Annotated in this window: 28 protein-coding genes and 1 pseudogene; 2 read left to right on the top strand and 27 right to left on the bottom strand. The window is 66.3% G+C overall.

From position 1 onward, the window contains the following. Nucleotides 1–8 precede the first annotated feature (8 nt). From ACX82Z_RS04320 to ACX82Z_RS04225, 20 genes and pseudogenes are all read right to left on the bottom strand, one after another. Nucleotides 9–1,748 carry a relaxase/mobilization nuclease domain-containing protein gene (locus tag ACX82Z_RS04320; RefSeq protein WP_037092212.1) on the bottom strand — a complete coding sequence of 580 codons (1,740 nt, stop codon included), beginning with the start codon at nt 1,746–1,748 and terminating at the stop codon, nt 9–11. Between the two features lie 243 nt (nt 1,749–1,991). After that, nucleotides 1,992–2,756 carry a lytic transglycosylase domain-containing protein gene (locus tag ACX82Z_RS04315; RefSeq protein ID WP_012092634.1) on the bottom strand — a complete coding sequence of 255 codons (765 nt, stop codon included), beginning with the start codon at nt 2,754–2,756 and terminating at the stop codon, nt 1,992–1,994. Between the two features lie 2 nt (nt 2,757–2,758). Further along, complete coding sequence (locus tag ACX82Z_RS04310) at nt 2,759–3,094, bottom strand: DUF736 domain-containing protein (RefSeq protein ID WP_012092633.1); 336 nt, start codon at nt 3,092–3,094, stop codon at nt 2,759–2,761. A 68-nt stretch (nt 3,095–3,162) separates the two neighbouring features. After that, entirely contained in the window at nt 3,163–3,708 is a 546-nt protein-coding gene (locus ACX82Z_RS04305) for a S26 family signal peptidase (RefSeq protein ID WP_012092632.1), read from the bottom strand. Beyond that, entirely contained in the window at nt 3,705–4,190 is a 486-nt protein-coding gene (locus ACX82Z_RS04300; RefSeq protein WP_012092631.1) for a DUF2840 domain-containing protein, read from the bottom strand. The genes ACX82Z_RS04305 and ACX82Z_RS04300 overlap by 4 nt, the downstream gene beginning before the upstream one ends. Beyond that, the gene (locus ACX82Z_RS04295) at nt 4,187–4,441 is read right to left on the bottom strand and encodes a hypothetical protein (protein ID WP_039194771.1); all 255 of its coding nucleotides are present in this window, start codon (nt 4,439–4,441) and stop codon (nt 4,187–4,189) included. The genes ACX82Z_RS04300 and ACX82Z_RS04295 overlap by 4 nt, the downstream gene beginning before the upstream one ends. Continuing rightward, nucleotides 4,438–5,181 (bottom strand): DNA-methyltransferase, encoded by a 744-nt coding sequence (locus ACX82Z_RS04290; RefSeq protein WP_039194770.1) that lies wholly within the window; start codon nt 5,179–5,181, stop codon nt 4,438–4,440. Before ACX82Z_RS04290 ends, ACX82Z_RS04295 begins: the two co-directional genes overlap by 4 nt. Continuing rightward, nucleotides 5,178–5,831: a ParA family partition ATPase gene (gene parA / locus ACX82Z_RS04285; protein ID WP_012092628.1), complete on the bottom strand. Its 654-nt coding sequence runs from the start codon at nt 5,829–5,831 to the stop codon at nt 5,178–5,180. The genes ACX82Z_RS04290 and parA overlap by 4 nt, the downstream gene beginning before the upstream one ends. Beyond that, on the bottom strand, nt 5,828–7,003 hold the full coding sequence (locus ACX82Z_RS04280) for a replication initiator protein A (protein ID WP_039194769.1): 1,176 nt from the start codon (nt 7,001–7,003) through the stop codon (nt 5,828–5,830). Before ACX82Z_RS04280 ends, parA begins: the two co-directional genes overlap by 4 nt. Nucleotides 7,004–7,021: 18 nt before the next feature. Then, on the bottom strand, nt 7,022–7,303 hold the full coding sequence (locus ACX82Z_RS04275) for a helix-turn-helix transcriptional regulator (protein WP_039194768.1): 282 nt from the start codon (nt 7,301–7,303) through the stop codon (nt 7,022–7,024). A 139-nt stretch (nt 7,304–7,442) separates the two neighbouring features. After that, entirely contained in the window at nt 7,443–7,952 is a 510-nt protein-coding gene (locus tag ACX82Z_RS04270; protein WP_197057540.1) for a DUF2285 domain-containing protein, read from the bottom strand. Then, a complete protein-coding gene (locus ACX82Z_RS04265; protein WP_073469400.1) occupies nt 7,906–8,214 on the bottom strand; it encodes a transcriptional regulator domain-containing protein in 309 nt (102 codons plus the stop codon). The genes ACX82Z_RS04270 and ACX82Z_RS04265 overlap by 47 nt, the downstream gene beginning before the upstream one ends. A 112-nt stretch (nt 8,215–8,326) precedes the next feature. Further along, on the bottom strand, nt 8,327–8,602 hold the full coding sequence (locus tag ACX82Z_RS04260; protein ID WP_039194909.1) for a DNA -binding domain-containing protein: 276 nt from the start codon (nt 8,600–8,602) through the stop codon (nt 8,327–8,329). Between the two features lie 96 nt (nt 8,603–8,698). After that, a complete protein-coding gene (locus ACX82Z_RS04255; RefSeq protein ID WP_012092622.1) occupies nt 8,699–8,950 on the bottom strand; it encodes a helix-turn-helix domain-containing protein in 252 nt (83 codons plus the stop codon). A gap of 232 nt (nt 8,951–9,182) precedes the next feature. Continuing rightward, nucleotides 9,183–9,584 carry a single-stranded DNA-binding protein gene (locus ACX82Z_RS04250; RefSeq protein ID WP_012092621.1) on the bottom strand — a complete coding sequence of 134 codons (402 nt, stop codon included), beginning with the start codon at nt 9,582–9,584 and terminating at the stop codon, nt 9,183–9,185. Between the two features lie 703 nt (nt 9,585–10,287). Then, entirely contained in the window at nt 10,288–10,704 is a 417-nt protein-coding gene (locus tag ACX82Z_RS04245; RefSeq protein ID WP_039194765.1) for a hypothetical protein, read from the bottom strand. A gap of 160 nt (nt 10,705–10,864) precedes the next feature. Next, the gene (locus ACX82Z_RS04240; RefSeq protein WP_012092619.1) at nt 10,865–11,800 is read right to left on the bottom strand and encodes a DUF2493 domain-containing protein; all 936 of its coding nucleotides are present in this window, start codon (nt 11,798–11,800) and stop codon (nt 10,865–10,867) included. 338 nt (nt 11,801–12,138) lie between these two features. Beyond that, entirely contained in the window at nt 12,139–13,182 is a 1,044-nt protein-coding gene (locus tag ACX82Z_RS04235) for a DUF7146 domain-containing protein (RefSeq protein WP_039194763.1), read from the bottom strand. Continuing rightward, nucleotides 13,182–17,535, bottom strand: a pseudogene (locus tag ACX82Z_RS04230) (strawberry notch-like NTP hydrolase domain-containing protein). Before ACX82Z_RS04230 ends, ACX82Z_RS04235 begins: the two are co-directional and overlap by 1 nt. Nucleotides 17,536–17,693: 158 nt before the next feature. After that, nucleotides 17,694–18,116, bottom strand: coding sequence for an antirestriction protein (locus ACX82Z_RS04225; protein WP_012092616.1), 423 nt, complete (start codon nt 18,114–18,116; stop codon nt 17,694–17,696). A 161-nt stretch (nt 18,117–18,277) separates the two neighbouring features. On the opposite strand from ACX82Z_RS04225, the gene ACX82Z_RS04220 reads away from it, so the two are divergent. Together ACX82Z_RS04220 and ACX82Z_RS04215 are read left to right on the top strand one after the other, a co-directional pair. Further along, nucleotides 18,278–18,535, top strand: coding sequence for a type II toxin-antitoxin system Phd/YefM family antitoxin (locus ACX82Z_RS04220; RefSeq protein WP_028034381.1), 258 nt, complete (start codon nt 18,278–18,280; stop codon nt 18,533–18,535). Then, the gene (locus ACX82Z_RS04215; protein WP_012092614.1) at nt 18,532–18,915 is read left to right on the top strand and encodes a type II toxin-antitoxin system VapC family toxin; all 384 of its coding nucleotides are present in this window, start codon (nt 18,532–18,534) and stop codon (nt 18,913–18,915) included. The genes ACX82Z_RS04220 and ACX82Z_RS04215 overlap by 4 nt, the downstream gene beginning before the upstream one ends. A gap of 17 nt (nt 18,916–18,932) precedes the next feature. Here the strand turns inward: ACX82Z_RS04215 and ACX82Z_RS04210 are convergent, their stop codons facing one another. From ACX82Z_RS04210 to ACX82Z_RS04180, 7 genes are all read right to left on the bottom strand, one after another. Next, entirely contained in the window at nt 18,933–19,577 is a 645-nt protein-coding gene (locus ACX82Z_RS04210; RefSeq protein ID WP_039194756.1) for an antitoxin, read from the bottom strand. Then, entirely contained in the window at nt 19,570–19,986 is a 417-nt protein-coding gene (locus tag ACX82Z_RS04205; RefSeq protein WP_186398808.1) for a hypothetical protein, read from the bottom strand. The genes ACX82Z_RS04210 and ACX82Z_RS04205 overlap by 8 nt, the downstream gene beginning before the upstream one ends. Nucleotides 19,987–20,052: 66 nt before the next feature. After that, nucleotides 20,053–20,610 (bottom strand): hypothetical protein, encoded by a 558-nt coding sequence (locus tag ACX82Z_RS04200; RefSeq protein ID WP_039194755.1) that lies wholly within the window; start codon nt 20,608–20,610, stop codon nt 20,053–20,055. Nucleotides 20,611–20,741: 131 nt separating this feature from the next. Next, the gene (locus ACX82Z_RS04195) at nt 20,742–21,110 is read right to left on the bottom strand and encodes a thermonuclease family protein (protein WP_012092610.1); all 369 of its coding nucleotides are present in this window, start codon (nt 21,108–21,110) and stop codon (nt 20,742–20,744) included. 39 nt (nt 21,111–21,149) lie between these two features. Further along, nucleotides 21,150–21,530, bottom strand: a complete 381-nt coding sequence (locus ACX82Z_RS04190) for a DUF6915 family protein (protein ID WP_012092609.1) — start codon at nt 21,528–21,530, stop codon at nt 21,150–21,152. A 10-nt stretch (nt 21,531–21,540) separates the two neighbouring features. Next, nucleotides 21,541–22,029: a DUF6878 family protein gene (locus ACX82Z_RS04185; RefSeq protein ID WP_012092608.1), complete on the bottom strand. Its 489-nt coding sequence runs from the start codon at nt 22,027–22,029 to the stop codon at nt 21,541–21,543. A 210-nt stretch (nt 22,030–22,239) separates the two neighbouring features. Continuing rightward, nucleotides 22,240–22,404, bottom strand: a complete 165-nt coding sequence (locus ACX82Z_RS04180) for a hypothetical protein (RefSeq protein WP_166507195.1) — start codon at nt 22,402–22,404, stop codon at nt 22,240–22,242. Nucleotides 22,405–22,421: the final 17 nt, after the last annotated feature.

Here is a 22,421-nt window from a genome sequence, read left to right as displayed (position 1 = left end):
GGTTGAGGCTAAAGGCCGAGGGAGCGCTTGCGCCCGAAGTCCCAATCTACGCCGCCATCATCGCGGGCTACGCCGGAGACGTGACGGCCGATCTGTTTTTCGAGAGAGGGCGACCAGGGCACGAGCTGGAAGCCGAGGCCGTCGTCGATCATGGCGAAGCGGCCGGAGGCGAGCGCGAAACGCTGGCGATAGGAGCCGGCGACATATTCGCCGCTGGCTGCGCGCTCGAAGGACATGCCGGTCTCGGTTGCGAGCTTCTCGCCGAGGTTGTCGAGTTCGCGTTGGCGCAAGGTGCTGAGCAGCCGGCGCGCGAAGACGACGCGACCGCCCTGCCGCTCGGCAAAGCCCTCGCCGATCAGATGTTCAGCGCGTTCGTCCAGAGCCTGACGGACCTCAGCGCCGAAACCGCTGTCCGACAGCGCGATCGGATCGCGGGCGATGGCCTGCCGGTCGAGCCAGGTCGCGCCCGAGGCGCCGACTTGCGCACCAAGATCGAGATCGGCGCGGACGGCGAGCGCGACGCGGCGCTGCCCCTGCGGGTCCTCCCAGGATCGCAACTCGACGATGGAACCGGGCGGACTGTCGCCGGCGGCGTCGAGATGCGGCAGCTTGATGTGATGGGTCCGCCCGTCGGTGCCGTCGACCACGGCATAAGCGGTGCCCTTCAACTCGTCGTCGAGGCCGCGCTCGACCAGGCGGCCGATGACGGGAACGTCAAGGCTTTCGCCGGCGAGGACATAGCTGGCCGAGCCGCGTTCGATGCCGCGTTCGGTCAGGGCACGGTGCATGCGCTTGATGATGTCGCCGCGCTCGCCCAGTTCACGCAGGACCGCTTCGGCTTCGGGCTTGATGAACCATTGCGAGAGGCCGATCTCTTCGGCAAGCCCGCGGATTTCAAGGGTTCGCAGCCGCCCCACCTTCAGAGTATGAAACTCGTCCGGCTGGCGGTCGGGAAGCGGGGCAAGGTCGATGATGCCGGACTTGCCGGCGTCGCGCACAAGCTGCCGGTCGAGCTGCGTCCAGCGTTCCGCCTCGACCTGCCGCTCCAGATTGCGGTGGATCTCCAGATCGGTGCGGGGCCCGAGTTCCTGCGTGACCAGATCCTGCGCACGGGCGCGCATGCCCTCCTTGATGTAGTCGCGGGAAATCACCAGGTCCTGGCCATCGTCGGTGCGGCCGCGCAGGATGATATGGATATGGGGATTGTCGGTGTTCCAGTGATCGACGGCGACCCAATCGAGGCGCGTGCCGAGATCCTTCTCCATCTGCCCCATCAGCTCGCGGGCGTGATCCTTCAGATTGGCCATGTCCACCGCGTCTTCGGGCGAGACGATGAAGCGGAAATGATGCCTGTCGTCCTGGCACTTTTCCGCGAAAGCGCCGACATCCATGTCGTCCCTTTCCGGGCCGAACATCCGCGCCTTTTCCCCGTCGCGGGTCACGCCATCGCGGCGCAGATAATTAAGGTGTGCGCCGAGCGGAGCCGAGCGTGCCGTTTGGCGAACCACGCGGGTCTTGATGACGGCGATGCGCGAGCGTCCGGTGAGAAGCCGGTTGGCCTGGATGCTGGCGCGCTGACCGCGCCCGAAGCGTGAGCGGTTGCCCGAGGTGATCTTGCCGGAGCGCGAGACGCGTCCGCCGGCTTTCTGGGCGGCGGCGAGCGCCTGGGCGACAAAGGGCCTCGCCTGTTGCGCGCGGGTCGAGCGGATACGGCCCGGACGGATGCGGAACTCGTTGTCATCGGACATGGGGCGCCCCCGCACGGTGCAAATCATCAAGGAAAATCAGGAAGAGGAGCGCGCAGCGCACGGTGCGCGCCAGCGCCGCACGGTGCGGGACGCGCCGGAAACCTGAACAAAAACAACCGCCCGCCACAGCCGCACCGTGCGGCCTTTTATCTCGCCATCTTTCGGTCGTGGTGCCTGCCGCCACCCTCTGCGCCCTCCATGACACGCCAGCGCCCGATGGGATGCGAATTGCGGTGCCGCTGCTCATGGCCGGTCCCCACCGGCATCGCGGGCGACGAACAGCCCCTCCGACTGCAAGGCGGTGAGTGCGTCCGGTGCCGCCGGGACGAGCGAAGGGGCATCGTCCGGCGTGCGGTCGGGGGACGCGGGATCGGCAGCGGAAGCGCCGATTTCACGCGCGACGAAGAGCGCCGCCTCGCGCCAGTCGGGCGGCGGAGCGACCGTCGAGCCGCTGCCGGAAGGCCGCTCGCCGAGCAGGATCGGCGTCAAAGCAGCGACATAGGCGCGCGTCTCGGCAGGCAGCGGACGAGCCGTCGCGCGGTATTCATCGTAGCGACCGGGACCGGCATTGTAGGCCGCGAGCATCGCGGCAACATTGCCGTAGCGATCCCACATCTCGCGTAGGTAGGCGGTGCCCGCGAGGATGTTGTCGCGCGGCTCGAAGGGGTCGCGGCCGAGAGCATGGCGGATGCGCAGCTCCGCCCAAGTCGAGGGCATGACCTGCATCAGCCCCATCGCGCCGGCAGACGATATGGCGTGCATATTGCCCGCGCTTTCGACCTGCATCACGGCGATGATCCATGCCGCCGGGATGCCGAACCGCTGCGAAGCCTCTTCGATATGGGCGCCGTGCGGATGCACGGCGACGGCACGACCCATCACGGCGATCTGCGCCAGGCCGGGCAGCGGGGCAATGGCTGTGACGAACAGGCCGGAAAGAAGAAGGAGGAGGATGCGGCGGCGGGCGCCACATCTCCCCGAGGCGGGACGGATGCAGGACGTGACCATGATCACTCCTGCTCGTCGCGCTTCTTTTGGCGGGTCCAGTGCAAGCCCCAGTCGCGGCCGTCTTCGTCCGACTGGAACAGGCGGGCGCGGATCGGCTGCTGGAAAACTGGATCGTCGAGAAGCACGGAGACGAACGGTCCCGCGCGCTCGCCGGAATGTTTCCAGCCTGCGCCGACTTCCGGCCCATACTCATCGCCGAGATGGATGCGATAGGCAGGCGCCTTGTCGGCGTCCGCATTTTCCGACGGCGTGAAGGTCAGCTCGACGTCCAGCGAGAGCGTGCGGAGTCGCCCGGAATAGCCGGACGGGGTGCGGGTAAACTGGCCGATCTGTGCCATGGAAGGCTCCTTTCCTATGCGGTGGAGAAGACGCGGGACGGCTCAACGGCCCCGCTCTGGACGCGCTGTCACCGCATCGGCGCGCGCCAGACAAAGCGGCCCTCGCCGTCTTCGTCGGTGAAAAGCGGGATCGCGTGGCCGATCACCGCCGAGGCGGGGAACGGGCCGAAATAGCGGCCGTCGAGGCTGTCGCCGACGTCCGGGTTCATCAGGAACACTTCGCCCTCGGCGATGACGCGACAGCCCTGCCAGACCGGCAGGTCTCGGCCGAAGCTGTCGTGGTCGCGCGCCTCGCCGAGCGGAACGCCGTCGACGATAATGGCGCGGCCATCGCGGCACAGGCGCTGTCCGGGCAGGCCGAGAACGTGCTTCAGAAGCGGCACGTCGCGTGCGACGTAGCCGCGCTCGACCATAAACGAGGCGAAGGGTTCGGGTGGGATGACGGCGACCAGATCGGGCACCGCGATCCGGTCGTCGGGTGCGACAGTATAGAACCCGATCGGCACGCTGGCCGATGCGTTCCAGACCAGCCTTGGCGCAGTCGGAACGAATCCGGCAAAGGCGATCCCGAGCGTGGCAACCGTCGTCACCATGACATAGCGAAAGCGCGTCATGGGGCGATCTCCCGCCGCCAGAGCCATGCCTGATGACGCTCCGCGGTGTAGGGACGCGGCGCTTCGCCTGCGTTTATCCAGTGGGAGACGTGCCGCCAATGATCGGGATCGACTTGGGCCGGATCGACACCTATGGCCTCGATCCCGTCGACATGGCGAAGGACAGCCTCGACCTTCGGCCAGCCTTCGATCTTCAGCAGGATTTCGCCGCCTGGACGGACGAAGGGCAGCGTCTGATAGGACTGGCCCGGCGCAACCGCGCGCAGGATGTCGAGGCGCGAAATGATCGTGCCGTGGTCGTTCGCCGCCCAGCGGACGAACGCAAACACCGTGCCGGGATGGAAGAATACAACACGCCGGTTGCGATCGAGGATCTGCTCACCAGTCGCATGGCCGAATCTGATCCAGTATTCGGTCTTGCCTTCCACCCAGGTCAGTTCCGCGCGGGTCAGATCGCCGTCATGGGCGTCGATGCCGATCATGGGCGGTCTCCCCCTATGTCGGGAAACTCGCGCGCCAGCAGGTCGCGCAGCATGTCGGCGACGGTGATGCCGCGCTGGAAGGCCGCGATCTTGATGCGGCCGCGCAGCGCCGGCGTGATGTCCACGGTCAGCCGCGCCGAATAGGCGTCGGCGGTATCCGTGCGCTTTGGCGGCGCGTCGCCGGCCTTGATCCAGCTATCGGGATCGGCCGGGCGCGTAGCGAAGCTGCGCTTCTCGGTGCGCGCCGTCATGACGAAATTCCGTCATGGAATGGCAGCACGGTGGCGATGCGCGCCCGCGCGCACTCGGCCATGTCGGGGTCGATCTCGCAGCCGAGATAGCGCCGGCCGGAAAGCCGGCAGGCTTCCCCGACCGCGCCGGAACCGGCGAACCAGTCGCCGACCAGGCCGCCTTCGGGGCAGCTCGTGCGGATCAGGATCTCCAGGAGCGCCGACGGCTTTTCGGTCGGATGGATGGCGCGGCCGTGGCAGTTGCGCAGGTAGATGACCGAGCGCATGAGGCGCGGCCCGCCGTCATGGCTGACATAATGGCCGGCGTCGATCTGGCCGGTATGGGGCGGGCGCTGCTTGCGCCGCACCGTGCGGGCCGTCGCGTCGGGCGTGGTCTGGACGTCGTTGTAGATGTCACGCCAAGCGGTCTCGGCGGGATAGAACTGGACGGCCAGTTCATGCACCCGCTTGAAGCGGTCGGCATGAAAGCCGGTGCCGTTCTGCTTTTCCCAGACGATCTCCTGCGCGATCCGCAAGCCGGCGTCAGTGAAGCGGTCGGCGGTCGCCATGAAGCTGCGCAGCGAGCCGAAGACCCAGAGCGAGCCGGTCGGCCTGAGGGCGGCGCGCGCCAGCACGACCCAGCCCTCGACGCGCCGATCCCAGGCGAGCGAAGTGTCGCCATAGGGCGGATCGGCGATGATCATGTCGTAGGGTGCGTGCCAGGGCATTTCTTCGCGGCAGTCGCCGGTAAGGATCGTCATGCCGATACCCTCCCGATCCCCAGCAGGCCGATCTCGGCGGCCAGGGCGGCAATCTCGCGCGCGGCGGGTGATCGGCGCCCGATCTCGCGGACGAGCCGCCCGGTCTGCGCGGCGTCGGCGAAGACGACGCGCTGGCCGATGGCGCTGGTGAGCACGGGAGGATCGTGGTCCGCCAGCGTCTCGGCGGTCTCGCGGGCGATGACGGTGCGGGCACCGCAGCGGTTGAGCACGAAGCGGGCAACGAGCTGGGGCCGGTAGATGCGCGCCTCCGCCAGGAGGGCGAGCATCTCCGCCGAAGCCCAGCCGTCGAACGGCGATGGCTGCACCGGGATCAGCACGAGATCGGCGGCGAGCAGCGCGGAGCGCATGAGGCCGGCGACGCGCGGTGGCCCGTCGATGACGATGCGATCGACATCGCGGGCGAGTTCGGGCGCTTCGCGATGCAGCGTGTCGCGGGCCAGGCCAACGGTGCCGAAGGCGCGTGGCAGGCCCTCACGCGCGCGTTGTTGCGACCAGTCGAGGGCGGAGCCTTGCGGATCGGCGTCGATCAGGGTGACGCGCTTGCCACCCTGAGCCAGTTCACCGGCAAGATGCAGCGCCAGCGTCGTCTTGCCGACACCGCCCTTCTGGTTGAGGAGCGCGATGATCATTTGCACCCCCCCGGCAGATCGAGAGGCAGGCGGGGTCTTTCTGCAGATTCAGGAGCCTCGGTTGCGCCTCGATCAGATGCCGGTCGAGGCGATGCCGGGGCGTCGGATGCCCTCTTCTTAGCGGCTCTACCAAGGCTTCTGGCGGTGTCGCGGATGAGGTTTTCCACATCGCGCGCGCGCTCTTCAAAGTTAGACTCTTTGTTAGACTCTAAGTTAAGGGCGCGATTTCCTGAATGGGTTCCGGGTGTTAAGCCCGGTTTCGGTTCCTGATAGCACGAGCCTCCGGTTCCCGATAGCACGATAGTCCGGGTTCCTGATAGCACGAGGCCATCCACAGGTTTTCCACAGGGCGCGACCGGCTCGAAGGCCAGCAGCATCCGCCCGCCAACCTCAGCTTCGAGAAACAGCGAATAGCCCGGCAGAGGCTGGCGCCGGATGATGTCGCGCAGCTCGAAGGCGAAGCGCTTGAACGGCGACAGGCTGCCGGATTTCTGGTGAAGGTGACGGAAATCGAACCGCCAGCCATCGCGCTGGCGGCCGCCGTGCTTGCGCACCAGGCGGTAGAGCCAGCGGTCGAGGCCGCCGGTGAGATCGAAATAGGTCCGGTCGATGGTCAGCACGAGCGCATCGTCGAGGACGGCTTGGTAGAACCAGTCCGGCACGATCATCTCGATGCCGTCGGGTCGGCCGTTGCGGTCGGTGCGCTCCTGCCATTCGTTGATCCACGAGAAACGATGACGGCGGCCTTCGGTCGGCTGGCGGATCGAGGTGGAAATCGTGGTCGATTGCAGCCGGTCGAGCGCCGCCTTCAGCCGCTGGTAGTCGCGAAGCGACGTGCCGCGCCCGACATAGGTGAGAATCTCATAGGGCGTGGCGGCCATCAGCCGGGAGGTGCGAAGCCCGGCATCGCGGGCTTCGACGATCTGGCTCGCGGCCCAGATCAGGATGTCGGCGTCCCAGATCGTGGCCATGCCATGATCGGGAACCGCCTCGACCCGGATGGTCACGCTGCCGGCAGCGAAGTCGATGGGCGCGATGCGCTTCGACTTGGCGAGGGAGAAGAAGGGATAGGCCATGAGATCCTGCGCGTCTCGTGGCGCGAAGTCGCCGGGGAGCGCCCGGAACAGGTCGAGCTGCCCGCGCTCAGAAAGGGATCGGCGTCGCACCGTCATGAAGGGAACCGGCTGCGATCAGCGGGCGTAACGACCGGCCTGCGGGCCGGACGGAAGCGACTGACGCTTGGCGGGCAGCACTGAGCCACGCGGATCGGAGGTGGAGGTCACCGCGCCGCGCTCGGTCCAGGCCTCGAGATCGTCGATGGCATAGACCACACGGCCGCCGAGCTTGCGATAGGCAGGCCCGGTTCCGTAGGTGCGGTGCTTTTCGAGGGTCCGGGCCGAGAGGCTGAGAAAGGTCGCGGCCTCCTTGGTCCGTAGAAAACGCGGCGGCAGGACGACGGGTTCATGTGGCATGATCGGGCCTCCGTGGGGTTGCAAGCGGCCGCTGCGGATCAGCGGCGGGCAATGACCACGGTGGCGCAGGAAGAGCGGCGAGTTGCAGGGCGAAGTTGGGGGGTATCGAAATCGCCCACCATCAGGGCAAAGGATCGCGTTATCGTGGGCGGCGATGACGAAGGAGTTTCCGATAACCGCCGGCGACCATGGAACGGGCGTCGCGCAGGAGTGCCTTGATGGCATGACGGGCCGAGGACGCCTGCCATTCGTCCCGCTCAAGCCGGCCGGTGTTCAGAAGAACCCGCGCGATCTCCTGCTGCGTGACGCCGGCCCGATGGCCATCGAAGGCCCGCAGCATCCGTCGGAGGCGTGCGCGTTGCTGGCGTGTCAGGCGCGTATCCGGCGGGATCGCGCGACCATGCAGGGCCGAAAGGAAGCGTTGAATGGCCTCGATCCGGTCGAAACCGGCGAGGCTGAGAGGGACGATGGCGACCGCGATCGCGTCCCCCTTGATGGCACCGTCGAAAATCTGGAGCTTCTGCCCGTTGCCGAGCGGAAAGTGAAACTCCGCACCTGCATTCTCGACCGCGTAGTCGATGCGCCAGTTCTGCGGAGTGACGTCAGCGCTGTCGCCAAGTTCCGAAGGGACCCCGGTCAGCACCACCACACTTGTGTCCTCCGCCGGGAGCCAAAAGACCGGCGCATCGGGTGGCGGGACCAACGGATCGACAGGGAAATCGCAACCCCCATCGCTGCCGGATCCGTTCGGTCAGCGGTTGGGGGTCTCCATGGTCGGCAATTGAGGCTTCAAAATCTGCGTCATAATCGTCATTGCGGCGCAGCCATTCCCAGGCCAGATCGGATGCCGTCAGTTCATCCAGATGGTCGTATTGCGCCGACGAACGCCAAGTCGATGCGTCAGGGGTCATCGCGGCCTCCCGGGTCTACTCAAACGAATTGAGAAGGGTCAGGATTCCCGCACGCGTTGAATTGAGGAAGTCAGGCGATGGTCAACAGGTGATGCGCGGCACGCATCACGCGTCAGGAATTGCGCTGGCTTTCGCGGACCAGCTCGCGGTAGCCGTGTTCGGTCATCCAGTGCGCGCGGGCGAGGTGAGCGTCATGGATGGACCGGCAATGCTCGGGGTCATGTTCGGGATCGAGGCCAAAGAGAACCTGCACAGCTTCGCGCCAATCGGCGCCATCACGCTCGGCATCGAGCAGGCGCATGTAGAGTTTCATATGCTCGCGATCATAGGACGTCAGCGTCTGGCTGGACGGTGGCTTGTCGAGGAAAGTCTGTGTCGGGCGTCCCATCATTCGCTCACGTTTGGGTAACGTATTTGTTAACCATCTTCGGCGGAAGACAGCCATTCCTTTTGACGAGAACCTGACATCACGCTGGCCGCTGTTTCACCGTTTGTCGGTGTTGACCGTATCGTGTTGCAGCAACACGCCCTCGCCCTTATCCGTCGACAAGAAAACGATCCCGGCCGCTTCGAGAGCGCGGCGCACCTGGTCGCGGGTGGACTCGAACACCTCGAGCCCGCTTTGGGATTCGAGGCGTTTGAGTGCGGTCAATGCGACCTGGGCCTTGTCGGCGAGCGTCTCCTGTGTCCATCCCAGTAACGCGCGCGCAGCCCGAGATTGGCGAGCGGTGATCATACATGATCACCTCCCACCGGGATACGCACGCACTCCAGAACTACGGCTATAATAGTCGTTCTCGCTGTGAGCACCAGCCGAAATTCAGGTGCAATTATCAAGGATAGAGAGACGACGCTCCCGTCCATGCCCGTCTGATTCGGTCGCTGGACCTTGCCAGAAGCGGCGGGCGCGATCCGGTGAAGCAGGAGGGAAACCCGGCGGCTTGCGCCGCCGGGCCTCGGGTTCCCGATCAGAACGGAATGTCATCGTCGTCGATGAACTTGCCGTCGTCGTTCTGGGTCTGCTTCGCCCGGCTCAGGAAATCGACCGTCTCGGCGATGATCTCGCAGCCGTAGCGATCGACCCCGGCGGCATCGGTCCATTTCGTGTAGTGGATGCGGCCGCGAACCAGAACCTTCATGCCCTTGTCGCAATGCTGCTGGACCGTCTTGCCGAGGCCGTTGAAGCAGGTGATGCGGTGCCATTCGGTGTCCTGGACCCGATAGCCGTTCTCGTCGCGCAGGACGCGGCCTTCCGAATAGCGGGGGCGCGAGGTGGCCAGGGTGAAGTGGGTGATGCCGGTGCCGCCCTGGGTGGTGCGGGTTTCGGGGGCCTGGCCGATGTTGCCGGCGAGGATGACGATGTTCTGCATTGTAGGTCTCCGTTGCTCCTCGGAGGGACCGTCCCTCCGACGAGACCCGGCCAAGGCCGTCGGAAGACTCCTGCAACTGCCGCCCTTGCTGCAGCTTGCCCCCAAGGCCCCAGGTGGGGCGGGCAGCCGCGTTTGCGCGGCAACACGGCTGGGAGCCGCGGGGGTTGCTGGTGGAAGCCGAACGGACTTAGGGGATCAGTCAGGCGGAGGGATGGTGCTTTCGAAAGCAGATCGGGGACGCACAGCAGAACCATCGTCCTTGCTGGCGACAGCGACCAGGCAGGCCCCCATGCGAACCGAGACCACCGGCATGGCACTCCTTCAACCGTCTTTGCCGGTCACCGTCGTGTCCGCCGCCGGAAGGCCATGTCATCCGCGATGTGATCGGACAGGCTATCGGGTTCTCAGGTCCGGTATGGCGCCGCCCTGCTTCATCGGCCAAAGGCTCGGTCCCTCAGCATCGTGAAGGGACAAGGAAGGTGTTCGCGAAGGCCCCACGAAACGACGTGGACCGATGCAGCGGGGCATCGACCGCACGGGACCACGGTTCGCACCGCAGACCATTTCAAGCGCCGCGAGAAGCAGACCGGGTGCGATGGTGACATGCTGCGACGAACTGCTTTTCCGTCTTGGGCGAAACGACCGGGGCTCGGCGGCGCAAGCTGCCGGCCTTCCTCAGAAGTGGCTGATCGCGTCTGCCGTTTCAGCGCGAGAACACCGACTCGCCGAGGGCGTTCAGATTGACGATGGCCGAGATGCCGATGACGAGACCGCCCATGCCGCCGAACAGGTTGAGAACCAGCCCCGAGTCGATGGCGTTCTTGGTGATGCCATAGACAAGGGCATAGCCGGCGATGACGGCGGGCACGGCGAAGAGAGCGAGCGCAATGAGCCGCAGGGCCGGGTTCTTCGCGAAGCCAAGAGTCACGATCACAAGCGCGATCGAGAGCACGGCGGCGCCGATGGCCATGAGGCCGGACATCACGACCCCGGCGCCCGCGCCCCAGGCATATTGCGCGGCCGTGATGGCTGCCATGACGGGCAAGGCATAGATCGCGAGATTCCAGGCGATCACGCAGGCCGCGATGGTGAGCGAGATGGCGAGCAGGATCAGCGTCATGGAAACCTCCAGAGAACGGTTGGGGATCACGACAGGCTGCCGGGAGATGCGCTCCGCCTGCGACTATGCTGCTTCGCCGGTTCTGCAAGGATGTTCCATCAAAGGCGCGGCCTTGCATCTTGTCAAGTATCGGCGGCCGAAAGCCGCCAGGCGGCGGCGCTTACGCGCCGCCGTCGAACTTCATGACCGGGATGCCGAGCTTGCGGGCCTTGTCGGCGAGATTCTCCTGAATCCCGGTGCCGGGGAAGACGAGGACGCCGACCGGCAGCACGTCCAGCATGGCATCGTTTCGCTTGAACGGCGCCGCCTTGGCGTGCTTGGTCCAGTCGGGCCGGAAGGCGACCTGGGGCACCTTGCGGTGATCTGCCCAACGGGAAGCGATCAGTTCGGCTCCCTTCGGCGACCCGCCGTGCAGCAGCACCATCTCGGGGTGCTTGGCATGGACCTGATCGAGCTTCGCCCAGATCAGGCGGTGATCGTTGAAGTCCGCGCCGCCAGTCACGGCAACCTTCGGGCCGGCGGGCAGCATCACCTCGGTCTCGGCCCGGCGCTTCGCGGCAAGGAAGTCGCGGCTGTCGATCATCGCGGCGGTCAGGTTGCGATGGTTGACCATCGAGCCGCTGCGCGGCCGCCAGGCACTGCCGGTGTGGTGCTCGAAAGCCTCGGCCGCGAGGTCGCGGAAGAGTTCCATGCTGGCGCGCCGTTCGATCAGGGTCTGCCCCTCGGCCGTGAGGCGTTCGAGTTCGACCGACTTGACCTCGCTGCCGTCCTGTTCCCGCTGAAGCCGGCGCTGCGCCTGCTCGTTGTCGTCGAGATCGCGCTCCACCCGGCCGGTGGCGCGGTGGAAGAGATTGACGGTCCCCCAGAGCAGCTCTTCGAGGTCGGGCTCTAAGCGGGTGTCGCCGAGCGTCGCGACGAGGGCGTCGAAGATGTCGGTGACGGCGGCGGCGACGGTGTTGCCCTCGGGCAGCGGCCTCGGATCGGGTTCGTCCTGGAACGGGCGCCAGCCGTAGAGCTGGAGTTCGGTGAGGGTGTGATCGGTCTGGGAGGAGGTGTGGACCGGCTCGTCGCCTGCGGAATAGGTTTCGTTCGTCATCGGGAGCGTCCTTCGTCTGGAGACCGCGCCCATCGCGGCCTTCGCAGGCGTCGAAGCGCACGGGCGGGACGGGTTGGCAGCCCTCGCCCGCTCCGCGAGGGCCTTGATGGCCGGGGGTGGGCTATTTTGACTTTCGCGATGCAAAGGCGGGGTTCGTCCCCGCCGGCGGAAAATAGTCCAAACCCGGCCATTGCCTGCCCGGCCCGTTTGTGCGCCGATCGCCCTCTCCGAAGGCCGTGGGCGCGGGACTCTCCGACGATGGATGCACCTGCCGATGGCGAAAGACTGAAACCGGCAGAGGATGACGCTGGGCCGCGCCTCCGGGACCGATCACGACCTCACCTCTCCATGAACCGGCGGACGTCTTCAGGATGAAGCTGATCCTTCAGACGCGCCCGGAGGGCATCGGCGCCGTGGCGTCGCAGATCATCGTTGAAATCGCCGTTGAGCGGCGTGAGCGACATCGCCTCGATCCCGAGGCTCTCTGCTCTGGCGGCCAGGCCGTCTCTTGCACCGTCCCCGGCCGGGTCGCGATCCCTGACGACATAGAGCCGGCGCAGCGACGGCGGGAACAGGATGGCAGCGAGGTGAGCGGCCGAAAGCGCCGCCAGCATCGGCATGCGGGGCAGAACCTGACGGGGCGACAGCACGGTCTCGATGCCCTCGCCGGCGGCGAGAACCTCAGCGGCGGTTCCGAAGCGGACAGCGTGCCCGAGAAGGACGCCCATCGCCCGCCGCGGTGTTTCGACAGCCGCCTTGCCGGAACCGTCCGGGGCGAGCCAGGTGCGATGCGCGCCGGTCTGCTGGCCCGCAAGATCGGTGACGGCGGCAACGAGTGCCGGCCGGATCTCGGTGGGTGAAGACTCGTCGGGTCTATAGTAGCACCTCGGATGGTAGCGCAGCGCGGTGGTGTCCGAGAGGGAGGTGATCGCCCGCCCGTTGAGGTAGATCGCCGCAAGGGTGCCGTGGATCGGCTGCGCCATGGCGAAGAGGCGGCGCGACGCTTCAGGCGAACCGGGCACGCTGCTGGATGTGCTGCCGGTCGGCGTCCTCGTCTTCTCCGGTTCAGGATGCGGGAGGGCAAGGAAACGGCGCGCTTCCTCGGCCACTTCCTTGAAGTCGACAAGGCCAAGCGCCTCGCGGATGACGTCGAGCAGATCGCCATGCTCCCCGGTGGCCATGTCGGTCCATTTCCCCGCCGCGCCCTTGCCGGAACCCGGGCCGGTCAGGCGCACGAACATCGAGCGGCCAGGAGTGTTCTGCACATCGCCGACCAGCCAATATCGCCCGGCGCGGTGGCCGGACGAGAGATAGTGGCGGCAGACCGCCTCGGCCTCTCGGCCGAGACGGGTCGCCAGTTCGGAGGCGTCGTGACGCGGCATCAGGCTGCCTCCCGTTCACCGATGCGCTCGACCGGCCAGCGGTCGAAGAGCTTGGCCAGCACGGCGGGTCCGCTGGCATCGACTGGCACGAACATGCGCAGCTTCCAGGAGATGATCTCGTGGAAGAGGCCGTATGCCGTGAGACGCTGGCGCATGGTGTCGGTGAAGCCGGAAAGCTCGATGCGGTTCACCCCCATGACGCGGACCCGGCGAAGCTGGAGGCCCTCGGAGAGATCGAGGATCGTCCGGCCTTCCATCAGCGCCGCGAAAGCATCCTTCGGCGTGACCTTCGCGATGCCGGTCGTGGTCGCGTTCGCGGCCCAGGCCGGGGAGACCTTGCGGCCGATGATGCGCTCGCCCGCGTCAGACTGGAGGCGATAGACGCGGGTGGACTCGTTCGGCAGCCGTTTCCAGATCGGCAGCAGCAAGCCCGTCACCATATGCAGGGTGCTGTCTGCGAACTCCGGCACCTCCGCAAGTTCCGCATTCCAGGCCGCAGCGAATGCGTCCCGGTCGGCCTCGACCCAATGGGTCTCGCCCATCATCCTGATGGGGATATTGTGTGCTTCCATCGGCCGGATCAGCCTGACGCGGCGCTCGATCTCGCCATCGTCCAGCATGACGCTGGTGGTGGGGATTTGCACCGCCGCGCGGCCTGAGCGCCCGTTGATCAGGAGCTTCGCGCGCGGATCGTCGAGTTCCGCTAGGGCGGCATCGAGCATGACGGGCCGGTTGCGCTTGCGTTCGGTGATCGTCAGCAGGCTGGTCTCGGCCCCGGTGCGGGGATGGGTGTAGATCACCTGACGGTCGGTGACGGTGAAGCTCTCGGCGCGCAGCGTCTCCAGCCCAGCGTCATAGATGCCGGACGCGATGGCGCCCTCGATCCGCGCGGTCAGAAGCTGCTCGAAAGCGCTGAAGAGAACGCCCTGAAGCTCGACGGTCAGCGCCAGCAGCCGGTTCAAGAAAGTCGTGATGGCGGGCAGCTCGTCCTTGATGCCGTTCGCGTCCATCAGTTTCAACCCGGTGGCGGATTCGAAGCGTTCGAGCGAACATCCCTCGACCTTGCCGCGCACCAGCAGGAGATAGAGCTGGCGCAGCGCGTCGCGGGCGTAGGGACTTTCCAGATTGTCCTCGGGCCGGAACAGGCCCTGGCCGCCGGTCTGGCGCTGGCCGCGCGTGATCGCGCCCAAAGTGTCGAGGCGGCGGGCAATCGTGCTGAGGAAGCGCTTCTCGGCTTTCACATTGGTCGAGATCGGCCGGAACAGCGGCGGCTGCGCCTGATTGGTGCGATGCGTCCGGCCAAGGCCCTGGATGGCGGCGTCCGCCTTCCAGCCGGCTTCGAGCAGGTAATGGACGCGCAGCCGGGTGTTCTTCGCTGACAGTTCGGCGTGATAGCTGCGCCCGGTGCCGCCGGCATCGGAGAACACCAGCACCCGCTTCTGATCGTCCATGAAGGCTTGCGTCTCGGCCAGGTTGGCCGAACCGGCGCGACTTTCCACGACGAGCCGGTCGATGGTAACGCCGCCGCCGCGCTTGCGGACGATACGACGCGAGCGGCCCGTGACCTCCGCCACCGTGTCGGTGCCGAAATGCTGGATGATCTGGTCGAGCGCGCCGGGAACCGGCGGCAAGCTGGCGAGGTTGGCGATCATCTCGTCGCGCCGGGCCGCGGCCTCGCGGCTCTCGACCAGCTGGCCATCACGATAGACCGGGCGCGACGACAGGTTGCCCTCCGAATCCGTGAACGGCTCATAAAGCTGCACCGGGAAGGAATGAGCGAGGTAGTCTAGGACATACTCGCGCGGCGACAGGTCCATTTTCAGATCGCCCCATTCCTCGGTGGGGATCTCTGCCAGCCGCCGTTCCATCAGCGCCTCGCCGGTCGAGACGATCTGGATGACGGAAGAATGTCCCGCTTCCAGATCGGCCGTGATGGACCGGATCAGCGTCGGGGTTTTCATCGACGTCAACAGGTGCCCGAAGAACCTCTGCTTGGCGCTCTCAAAGGCCGAGCGGGCGGCGGACTTGGCCTGCCGGTTCAGCGTGCCGGACCCGCCCTCGCCGCCGGTGATGTTGGCGGCCTGCATCGCCGCATCGAGATTGTTATGGATGATGGCGAAGGCATCGGCATAGCTGTCGTAGATGCGGACCTGTTCAGGGGTCAGTTCGTGGTCGAGCAACTCGTATTCCACGCCTTTGAAGGACAGCGAGCGGGCGGTGTAGAGGCCAAGCGCCCGCAGGTCGCGCGCCAGCACCTCCATCGCCGCGACGCCGCCGGCCTCGATCGCCTCGACGAACTCCGCCCTGGTCGAGAATGGGAAATCCTCGCCGCCCCAGAGACCGAGCCGCTGCGCATAGGCGAGATTGTGGACGGTGGTGGCGCCGGTGGCCGAGACATAGACCACGCGGGCCTGCGGCAGGGCGTGCTGGAGGCGCAGCCCGGCACGGCCCTGCTGGCTGGCGGCGACATCGCCGCGTTCTCCCTTGCCTCCTGCGGCATTGGCCATTGCGTGCGCCTCGTCGAAAATCACCACTCCATCGAAGTCGGAACCCAACCATTCGACGATCTGCCTGACCCTGGAAATCCTTTCTCCGCGGTCGTCGGAGCGCAGCGTGGCATAGGTTAGAAATAGGATGCCTTCGTTCAGGGTGATCTTTGCGCCTTGCGGGAATCGCGACAGCGGCGTGACCAGCAGCCGCTCCATGCCAAGCGCCGACCAGTCGCGCTGCGCATCCTCCAGCAGCTTGTCGGACTTCGAGATCCAGACCGCCTTGCGCCGCCCCTGCATCCAGTTGTCGAGGATGATCGCTGCGGATTCCCGGCCCTTGCCGACGCCGGTGCCATCGCCGACCATGAACCCTTGGCGGAAGCGGACGGCGCCCTTGGCGTCCTCCGGCGTGGCAGCAAGATTGTCGAGCGTGTCGTCCACCGTCCAAGCCCCGGCGAGGAATCCCATATGGGCCTCGCCGGCATAGATCCGTCTCCAACTGCGCCTCGGACAGCCTGCCGAGAATGTCTTTGGGCAGCACCGGACGATAGCTCGGCTTCGGCGGCGCGATGCTCGCCATCGAGGCCGACTGCACGAGCTGGGTCGGATGCGCCTGCGCCCCGGCGATGCGGATGGTCTGAAGACCGTATTCCTCGTAGATCGCGTCGGAGAGGCGGCCGCCCTCGGCCGGTTCCCAATCCACGATCTCGTAGGCGACCGGCACGGCCTCCGGTTCCGCAAGGGGCGCGTCGGGCGCGGATCGCGCGGCGCGGTTGACATAGCCGCGCACGGTGCGCGGCGCGGTCGGTCGTGCCACCGGCACGGCCAGGCCGGGATCGACGGGAAGCCTGGCCGGAAGCTGCTCCGCCAGCCAGCCCATCAGGGTGGCAACATCCGACGCCACACCGGGCGCTGCCGGGAACACCGCCGGGTCTTCGGCGGGCAGCTTGTCGATGACGGTCAGCCGCGTGTCGATGGTGGTGCCGTGCTTGGCATAGACCGATCCATCGATGACGGCCGAGAAGACCACGCGGCCGCGCTCCTGCAGCCGTTTCCAGTTAGCCGTCCAGGCCGGATTGTCGGGGGCGAAGCTCGCGCCGGTGATGGTGACGAGCCGCCCGCCGGGCGCAAGGCGCGCCAGCGTCGAGGCGACATGGCGGAAGGCGGCATCAGCCACGCGGCCCTCGACATGGGCCATGACCGAGAACGGCGGGTTCATCAGCACCACTGTCGGGATCAGGCCGGGATCGAGATGATCGTCGATCTGGGCGGCGTCGAAGCGGGTGACGGACAGGGCCGGAAAGAGGGAGGAAAGCAGGCCGGCGCGGACCTCGGCCAGTTCGTTGACGAGCAGCGCACCGCCGGCGATCTCGGCCAGGATGGCGAGGAGCCCGGTGCCGGCCGAGGGCTCCAGCACGCGGTCGGCGTGCGTGATCGCCGCCGCCGTCACCGCAGCGAAGCCGAGAGGGATCGGGGTGGAGAACTGCTGGAAGGTCTGCGCTTCCTCGGAACGCCGGGTGTGGGTCGGCAGGAGCCCGGCAATTTTCGTAAGCTGCGGCAGGATTGCCGACGGAGACCCGGCTTTGCGGAAAAGTGCATTGCCGTATTTGCGCAGGAAGAGGACGGTCGCCGCCTCGCAGGCATCATAGGCGGTCTTCCAGTCCCAAGCGCCGGTGGCATCGGACGTGCCGAAGGCGGCCTCCATGGCGCCGCGCAGCGTGGCGGCGTCGACACGCTGACCGCGTTCCAGATGCGGCAGCAGCAGACCGGCAGCGGTGAAAACGCAGGCCGCGGTCTCAGCGTCATGGTCGAACGGAAGCGGCGCGGTGGCGGATGCCGCCGCGGATGCGGAAATCATGTTCATCGGGGATTCCTCGGGAGAGCAAGTCAGGATCAAGCCGGGCAGCGCTCTCTCTCGACCGCACCGGCTCAAACCCCTTCCGGCCCATCTCTCGCTCTGAAGCCGTGGCGAAAGCAGGCATGAAACAAGCGCCCGACCGTCAGGCTGGGCGCTTGTGGGTTTCAGTCGATGGCCTGGAAAATCGCCGCCGCCTCCGCGTGATCGGCGGCATGCTCGTAGAGGCGACCATAGCCCTCGGCGAGTTCGTCGTCATCGTAGCGGAAGGAAAGATGCGAGAAGGCGAAGAGCGTGGCGATGATCCCGGCGGCATCGCTTGAGACCTCGCCCTCGAAGCCGTTGCCTTCGCAGAACAGGCGGCAACGGGGCTTTGAGGTCGGCGCGAGATAGAGCGGCTGGCCGGCGCGTTCGTAGAAATCCCAGAGCCCGCCGCCGTAATCGCCGGGGCTGAGTATCTCCATGAAGCGAAAGACGGTATGCTCGCCGATGATGAGCAGGCGCCGGCCAAAAAGGCGCGGCAGGAAGTCCATGCGGCGCTCGTCGGGGACGCGGATTGCGGATTGGGAAGCAAGTTCGGGCAAAGCCATGATCGGTCTCCGAGAGGGAAAGGGGCACCTGCCGGACGACCCTCTCTCAACCCGTCCGGGGGCACCTGTTCCCGGCCGTCCTTTCGCTCTGGGGGCTTGAAGTGGACCATTATCTGGACCATCTTGTGCAGAATAGCGGAGAACATCTGGAGTGATATGCGATGAGGGTTTCTGTCACCGAGGCGAAGGGGCAGCTCACCGAACTGGTGAAGCGGGCCGAAGCCGGCGACGAGGTGATCCTGACGCGGCGGGGCCACGAGGTCGCCCGCCTCGTGCCGGTTGCCGTGGTGGCGACCCCGAAAGGCCGGCGCGCGCTGATGGAGCGGGTCCGGGCCACGGCGCGGGGCAAGGCATTGCCCGGCGCGGCTGCCGCGCGCAGCCAGGATTTCCTCTACGGGGATGACGGGATGCCGGCATGATCGCCGTCGATACCTCGGCGCTGATGGCCATCGTGCTGGACGAGCCGCAGGCCGAGACCTGCATGGTGGCGATCGAGGCGGCAGACGGCCTGCTGATCTCGGCCGGAACAGTGGCCGAGGCGCTGATCGTCGCCGGGCGGCGCAATGTCGGTGAAGAGATCGCCGCCCTGGTCGAGGGCCTTGGGTTCGAGGTGGTCTCCGTCACTGAAGCCTCGGCACGCAGGATCGCCGAAGCCTATGCCCGCTGGGGCAAGGGCGTTCATCCCGCCGGACTCAACTACGGGGATTGCTTCGCCTATGAGGTCGCCAGCGAACGCGGCTGCCCGTTGCTCTTCGTCGGCGACGACTTCTCACGGACGGACCTGCTGTCGGTTCTGTGAGGCAGCGCAGAAGGGTTTCAGCCGAAGCGCTTTCCATCAACTGTGAAGCTGTATTCGTTGGCAACGATGGCCTCATCGACCGCCTCATCCGAAGTCAGGTAGTCGTATTCGCGCTCAAGCTGGCGATAAAGCCAACGGGCGAGATCGCGCAATGCCTCCATGACGGTCTCCTCGGCATCGGCGGTCATGTCCTGCCAGGTCGGGCTGTCGCGGGTGACCGAGATCGCCATGCAGTATTCGTGATAGTATCGCCCCCGATGGGTCGCCTCGGCGGTCAACTGGTAGAAGTTGCGGCGTTGCGCCTGGTGCAGGGCATCCGCGATGCGGTGCAGCTCCACATCCTTCGGCGCATAGGTACGGATTTCCGCCGCCGTGCCTTTGCGATAGGAATAGTGGCCTTCGAACGCGGCGCCATCGCCCTGCGACCAGAAGCCCGTAAACCAGATGCAAGGCTCTTGTCGCACGCCGCCGCCCATGAGGCGGACGGTGCGGGTCTTGATGCGGATGCCGAGGATGTCCGCGATCCGCCGGAAATCCTCATAGACGGCATCGTACCAATCGTAGTCGAAGCCGCCCTCGCGATACCAGGCGCGGGCATTGTCTTTCGCGGCTTCGGAAAGCTCGTCGAGCCGATAGACCGTGGTTTCGATGACGTCAGGCATTGGGGTCGCCCCTGTCCAGAACGGTGGAAAGCCAACCGTCGGTGTAGATCCAGTCCACCGTCTCGCCGGTGGCGAGGTCGAGGACATGCGCGCCGCCCCCGAACCCGTCGATTCTCGGACGTGAGCAGGTATTGGCGTATTGCATCCCCCATAGCCCGGTCAGGCCGAACGCGGCGGCACAGCGTTTGACGAACTGGATGACATGCTCGGGATCGCCGGTGCCGTCATCGCGCATCCAGAGCTGGGTGCCGCCATGTTCGGGCTGGATCGAAAGCATGAAGCCGTCCGAGGGCGGATCTTCGGCGGCGTTTTCGCGCGCCAGCGCGTTGTAGAGATCAAGCGCGCGGGCGGCGTTCTCGGGGCTGCCCACGTCGAGCAGGCAGGAGAAATGGGTGAAGTAGTCGGCCATGTCAGGCTCCTGAAACGAGAAGGCCCGGCGCGGGGCCGGGCCTAGTGGATGGAAAGGGGCGACAGGTCAGGCAGCTTGTGGCAGCCGCAGCAGATCGGCAGTCGTCTCGCGCCAGAAGGGATCGACCAGCCGCGCCTCGAGCAGGCTGGCGCGGTGGCGGAGATCACGAGCCGATACCGCATCGCCGCGCCCGGATGCCGTGAAGGCCATGCCCCGCAGACGGCTGGCCTCCGTGACGGTGCGGCGAGCCTCGGCGTCGGAGGCGACCGGATGCTGCCAGAGCACGATCCCGGCCCGGACCTCACCGGCAAGGACAAGGCCCAGTTCGTTGTCCTGAATGACCATGACGCGGGGGCGAAAGCGCAGCGCATCGCCCTGTCCAACGCGGAAATCACCGCGCGCAACGCGCTGGCTGGCGATGATCAGCGCCTCTTCGGGGGATTGGCACTGGCCGATGACGAGCGTGCGGTCGAAGCCGCCGACGTCATCGCTTTCGTCATCGCTGGCGATACCGATGCAGGAGATGCGCAGCGGCAGCTTCTGGGCATGACGCAGCCGGGGCAGGATCTGTCGCGCGACAATTTCGCCGATCGAGGCGAAAGTGGTGTGGTGGGAAAGGCTCATGGGGAATGCTCCGCGACGGACGGCGGAAGCCCCTCTCCCGCCTCACAATCCGTCACGGCCAACCGGCCCGCACTCTTACTCTCCCGTCCCGACGGTGGATCGTCCCGCACCTCGGCGGGACGATCCGGCGATCAGCACCAGGGCTCACGCCGCCCGGCCCAGGTTCTCGCCAGCCCTTCATCGACGAGAATATCGCCGACATCGCGGCCTTCGACGCGTATCGCCGCCAGGGTCCGGCCATAGCGGTCGGTCCCCTGACGCAGGATTTCGACCCGCCGACCTTGCAGGATTTCCGCCAGCCTGATCTTCGCTTGCCGGGCAAGGTCGGTTTCATGGATGCAGCGGCCCTCCATTTCGGGAGCGTCGATGTTGAATATCCGAACAGCTTCGGACTGCTGTCCCATACCCAGCCGGATCGAGTCACCGTCCCAGACGCGGATTTCCGCCGGTTCGCAGGAAGCCGTGCAGAGCAGGACGGAGATGACGATATGGCTGAGCATGGCAAGAGGCTTTCATAAGGGGGAGGCTGACGCGACTGCTCAGACTTCTTCCTGAAGTCGGCCATTGACGCAATGCGGATCGACCTCCGCCTCGATCCGCTGCGTCCGCCCCATCCAAGGCGCCGGGTGGATTGCCCGCGCCCAATCGGCGAAGGACGGGATACGGCCCAGATCCTCGCGGACATGCTGCTCCCCGACCCATCGGGCCGGGATCACCCTGCCGGTGGACAGGGTGATCGTCGCCCCGAAAATGGTCTCGGCCATGAAGATGCCCTCGGCATGGTGGCGAAGCGCGCGATGACGAAAATCGGCCAGGATCTCCTTGCTGGCATCGAACCAGCTATGGATGGGCAAGTAATCCTCGACCGTGCCGCCCCATTTCTTCACCGACGAGAGCGCATGATGATAGGGATGTGCCATTTCCGCCCCCTCAGAACTCGTGACTGTAGAATTCGGTGGCGGTGTAGCGCTCGTTGTAGTCGAGCGTGATGGTGCGCGCCGCCACATCGAAGCTGAACTCGCCATAGGCGCCATCATTGTTCTCCCAGCCGCCATGGGTTTCCGAGAGGAAGTCATAGGCGAGCTGTTCGATGGCCGCCTCAACGCCCATTGAGATTGCGGTCACCTTGTCGGTTCCCCATGCCACCGTGGCAATGGTGATCTCGCCCTGCGGCAGGTCCACGGTCCGGTCGTCCGATTGCGCGGTGATGTCCTCGATCTGGCCGCTGTCGCCAGAACCGTCGAAGGTGACGGTCACGAGAGTGATGCCTGCGGCGGCCAGCGCATCGAACAGCGCCGTCTTGTTGTCGGGACGGACCGCTTCAGCGCGACGGTTGCGCTCATCGCGCTCGGCGAAGAAGCGCGCGACGCTGGCGGCCATGTCGAATTCCGGCGTGGCTGGTTTGTCGGTATCGGTCATTGGATGATCCTCCAGGAGAGCGGGATGATATGGCCCGGCGGCGCTCTCCTCTCCTTCCGCCAGGCTCGCCCCGATCCCGGCCCAACTCTCCCTTTCCAGAGCCGAGGCGAGGCCTCGGCACCGCCGCTGGCGATGCGCAGCCTGCGCATGGCACAAGGCCCGGCTGCGCCTGACGCGGGCCGGGCCGTCGGGCGGAGGCGCTTTCGCGCCTCAGCCGAAGGGATCGAGTTCGAGCTTCACCATCTCTTCGTCGCCGTCGAACTCGTCGGCGGGCATGGCGCCGTGGGTGCCGTCCCCGGCCTGGAACACGACGATCACGACCATCAGCGTGGTGGCGAGGCTGGCGGCGAAAGCGGTGGCATCTGCGTAGGACATGGGTTCCGGCTCCTGTC

The sequence above is a fragment of the Aliihoeflea sp. PC F10.4 genome (assembly GCF_054612275.1).
The sequence above is the reverse complement of the archived record's forward strand: the minus strand, read 5'-3'. Positions and strand labels throughout refer to the sequence as shown.

What these genes read in the sequence shown, in the direction of transcription:
- ACX82Z_RS04320 (WP_037092212.1), bottom strand. Translation starts at nt 1,748, where the DNA reads ATGTCCGATGACAACGAGTTCCGCATCCGTCCGGGCCGTATCCGCTCG.
- ACX82Z_RS04315 (WP_012092634.1), bottom strand. Translation starts at nt 2,756, where the DNA reads ATGGTCACGTCCTGCATCCGTCCCGCCTCGGGGAGATGTGGCGCCCGC.
- ACX82Z_RS04310 (WP_012092633.1), bottom strand. Translation starts at nt 3,094, where the DNA reads ATGGCACAGATCGGCCAGTTTACCCGCACCCCGTCCGGCTATTCCGGG.
- ACX82Z_RS04305 (WP_012092632.1), bottom strand. Translation starts at nt 3,708, where the DNA reads ATGACGCGCTTTCGCTATGTCATGGTGACGACGGTTGCCACGCTCGGG.
- ACX82Z_RS04300 (WP_012092631.1), bottom strand. Translation starts at nt 4,190, where the DNA reads ATGATCGGCATCGACGCCCATGACGGCGATCTGACCCGCGCGGAACTG.
- ACX82Z_RS04295 (WP_039194771.1), bottom strand. Translation starts at nt 4,441, where the DNA reads ATGACGGCGCGCACCGAGAAGCGCAGCTTCGCTACGCGCCCGGCCGAT.
- ACX82Z_RS04290 (WP_039194770.1), bottom strand. Translation starts at nt 5,181, where the DNA reads ATGACGATCCTTACCGGCGACTGCCGCGAAGAAATGCCCTGGCACGCA.
- parA (WP_012092628.1), bottom strand. Translation starts at nt 5,831, where the DNA reads ATGATCATCGCGCTCCTCAACCAGAAGGGCGGTGTCGGCAAGACGACG.
- ACX82Z_RS04280 (WP_039194769.1), bottom strand. Translation starts at nt 7,003, where the DNA reads ATGACGGTGCGACGCCGATCCCTTTCTGAGCGCGGGCAGCTCGACCTG.
- ACX82Z_RS04275 (WP_039194768.1), bottom strand. Translation starts at nt 7,303, where the DNA reads ATGCCACATGAACCCGTCGTCCTGCCGCCGCGTTTTCTACGGACCAAG.
- ACX82Z_RS04265 (WP_073469400.1), bottom strand. Translation starts at nt 8,214, where the DNA reads ATGACCCCTGACGCATCGACTTGGCGTTCGTCGGCGCAATACGACCAT.
- ACX82Z_RS04260 (WP_039194909.1), bottom strand. Translation starts at nt 8,602, where the DNA reads ATGGGACGCCCGACACAGACTTTCCTCGACAAGCCACCGTCCAGCCAG.
- ACX82Z_RS04255 (WP_012092622.1), bottom strand. Translation starts at nt 8,950, where the DNA reads ATGATCACCGCTCGCCAATCTCGGGCTGCGCGCGCGTTACTGGGATGG.
- ACX82Z_RS04250 (WP_012092621.1), bottom strand. Translation starts at nt 9,584, where the DNA reads ATGCAGAACATCGTCATCCTCGCCGGCAACATCGGCCAGGCCCCCGAA.
- ACX82Z_RS04245 (WP_039194765.1), bottom strand. Translation starts at nt 10,704, where the DNA reads ATGACGCTGATCCTGCTCGCCATCTCGCTCACCATCGCGGCCTGCGTG.
- ACX82Z_RS04240 (WP_012092619.1), bottom strand. Translation starts at nt 11,800, where the DNA reads ATGACGAACGAAACCTATTCCGCAGGCGACGAGCCGGTCCACACCTCC.
- ACX82Z_RS04235 (WP_039194763.1), bottom strand. Translation starts at nt 13,182, where the DNA reads ATGCCGCGTCACGACGCCTCCGAACTGGCGACCCGTCTCGGCCGAGAG.
- ACX82Z_RS04225 (WP_012092616.1), bottom strand. Translation starts at nt 18,116, where the DNA reads ATGGCTTTGCCCGAACTTGCTTCCCAATCCGCAATCCGCGTCCCCGAC.
- ACX82Z_RS04220 (WP_028034381.1), top strand. Translation starts at nt 18,278, where the DNA reads ATGAGGGTTTCTGTCACCGAGGCGAAGGGGCAGCTCACCGAACTGGTG.
- ACX82Z_RS04215 (WP_012092614.1), top strand. Translation starts at nt 18,532, where the DNA reads ATGATCGCCGTCGATACCTCGGCGCTGATGGCCATCGTGCTGGACGAG.
- ACX82Z_RS04210 (WP_039194756.1), bottom strand. Translation starts at nt 19,577, where the DNA reads ATGCCTGACGTCATCGAAACCACGGTCTATCGGCTCGACGAGCTTTCC.
- ACX82Z_RS04205 (WP_186398808.1), bottom strand. Translation starts at nt 19,986, where the DNA reads ATGGCCGACTACTTCACCCATTTCTCCTGCCTGCTCGACGTGGGCAGC.
- ACX82Z_RS04200 (WP_039194755.1), bottom strand. Translation starts at nt 20,610, where the DNA reads ATGAGCCTTTCCCACCACACCACTTTCGCCTCGATCGGCGAAATTGTC.
- ACX82Z_RS04195 (WP_012092610.1), bottom strand. Translation starts at nt 21,110, where the DNA reads ATGCTCAGCCATATCGTCATCTCCGTCCTGCTCTGCACGGCTTCCTGC.
- ACX82Z_RS04190 (WP_012092609.1), bottom strand. Translation starts at nt 21,530, where the DNA reads ATGGCACATCCCTATCATCATGCGCTCTCGTCGGTGAAGAAATGGGGC.
- ACX82Z_RS04185 (WP_012092608.1), bottom strand. Translation starts at nt 22,029, where the DNA reads ATGACCGATACCGACAAACCAGCCACGCCGGAATTCGACATGGCCGCC.
- ACX82Z_RS04180 (WP_166507195.1), bottom strand. Translation starts at nt 22,404, where the DNA reads ATGTCCTACGCAGATGCCACCGCTTTCGCCGCCAGCCTCGCCACCACG.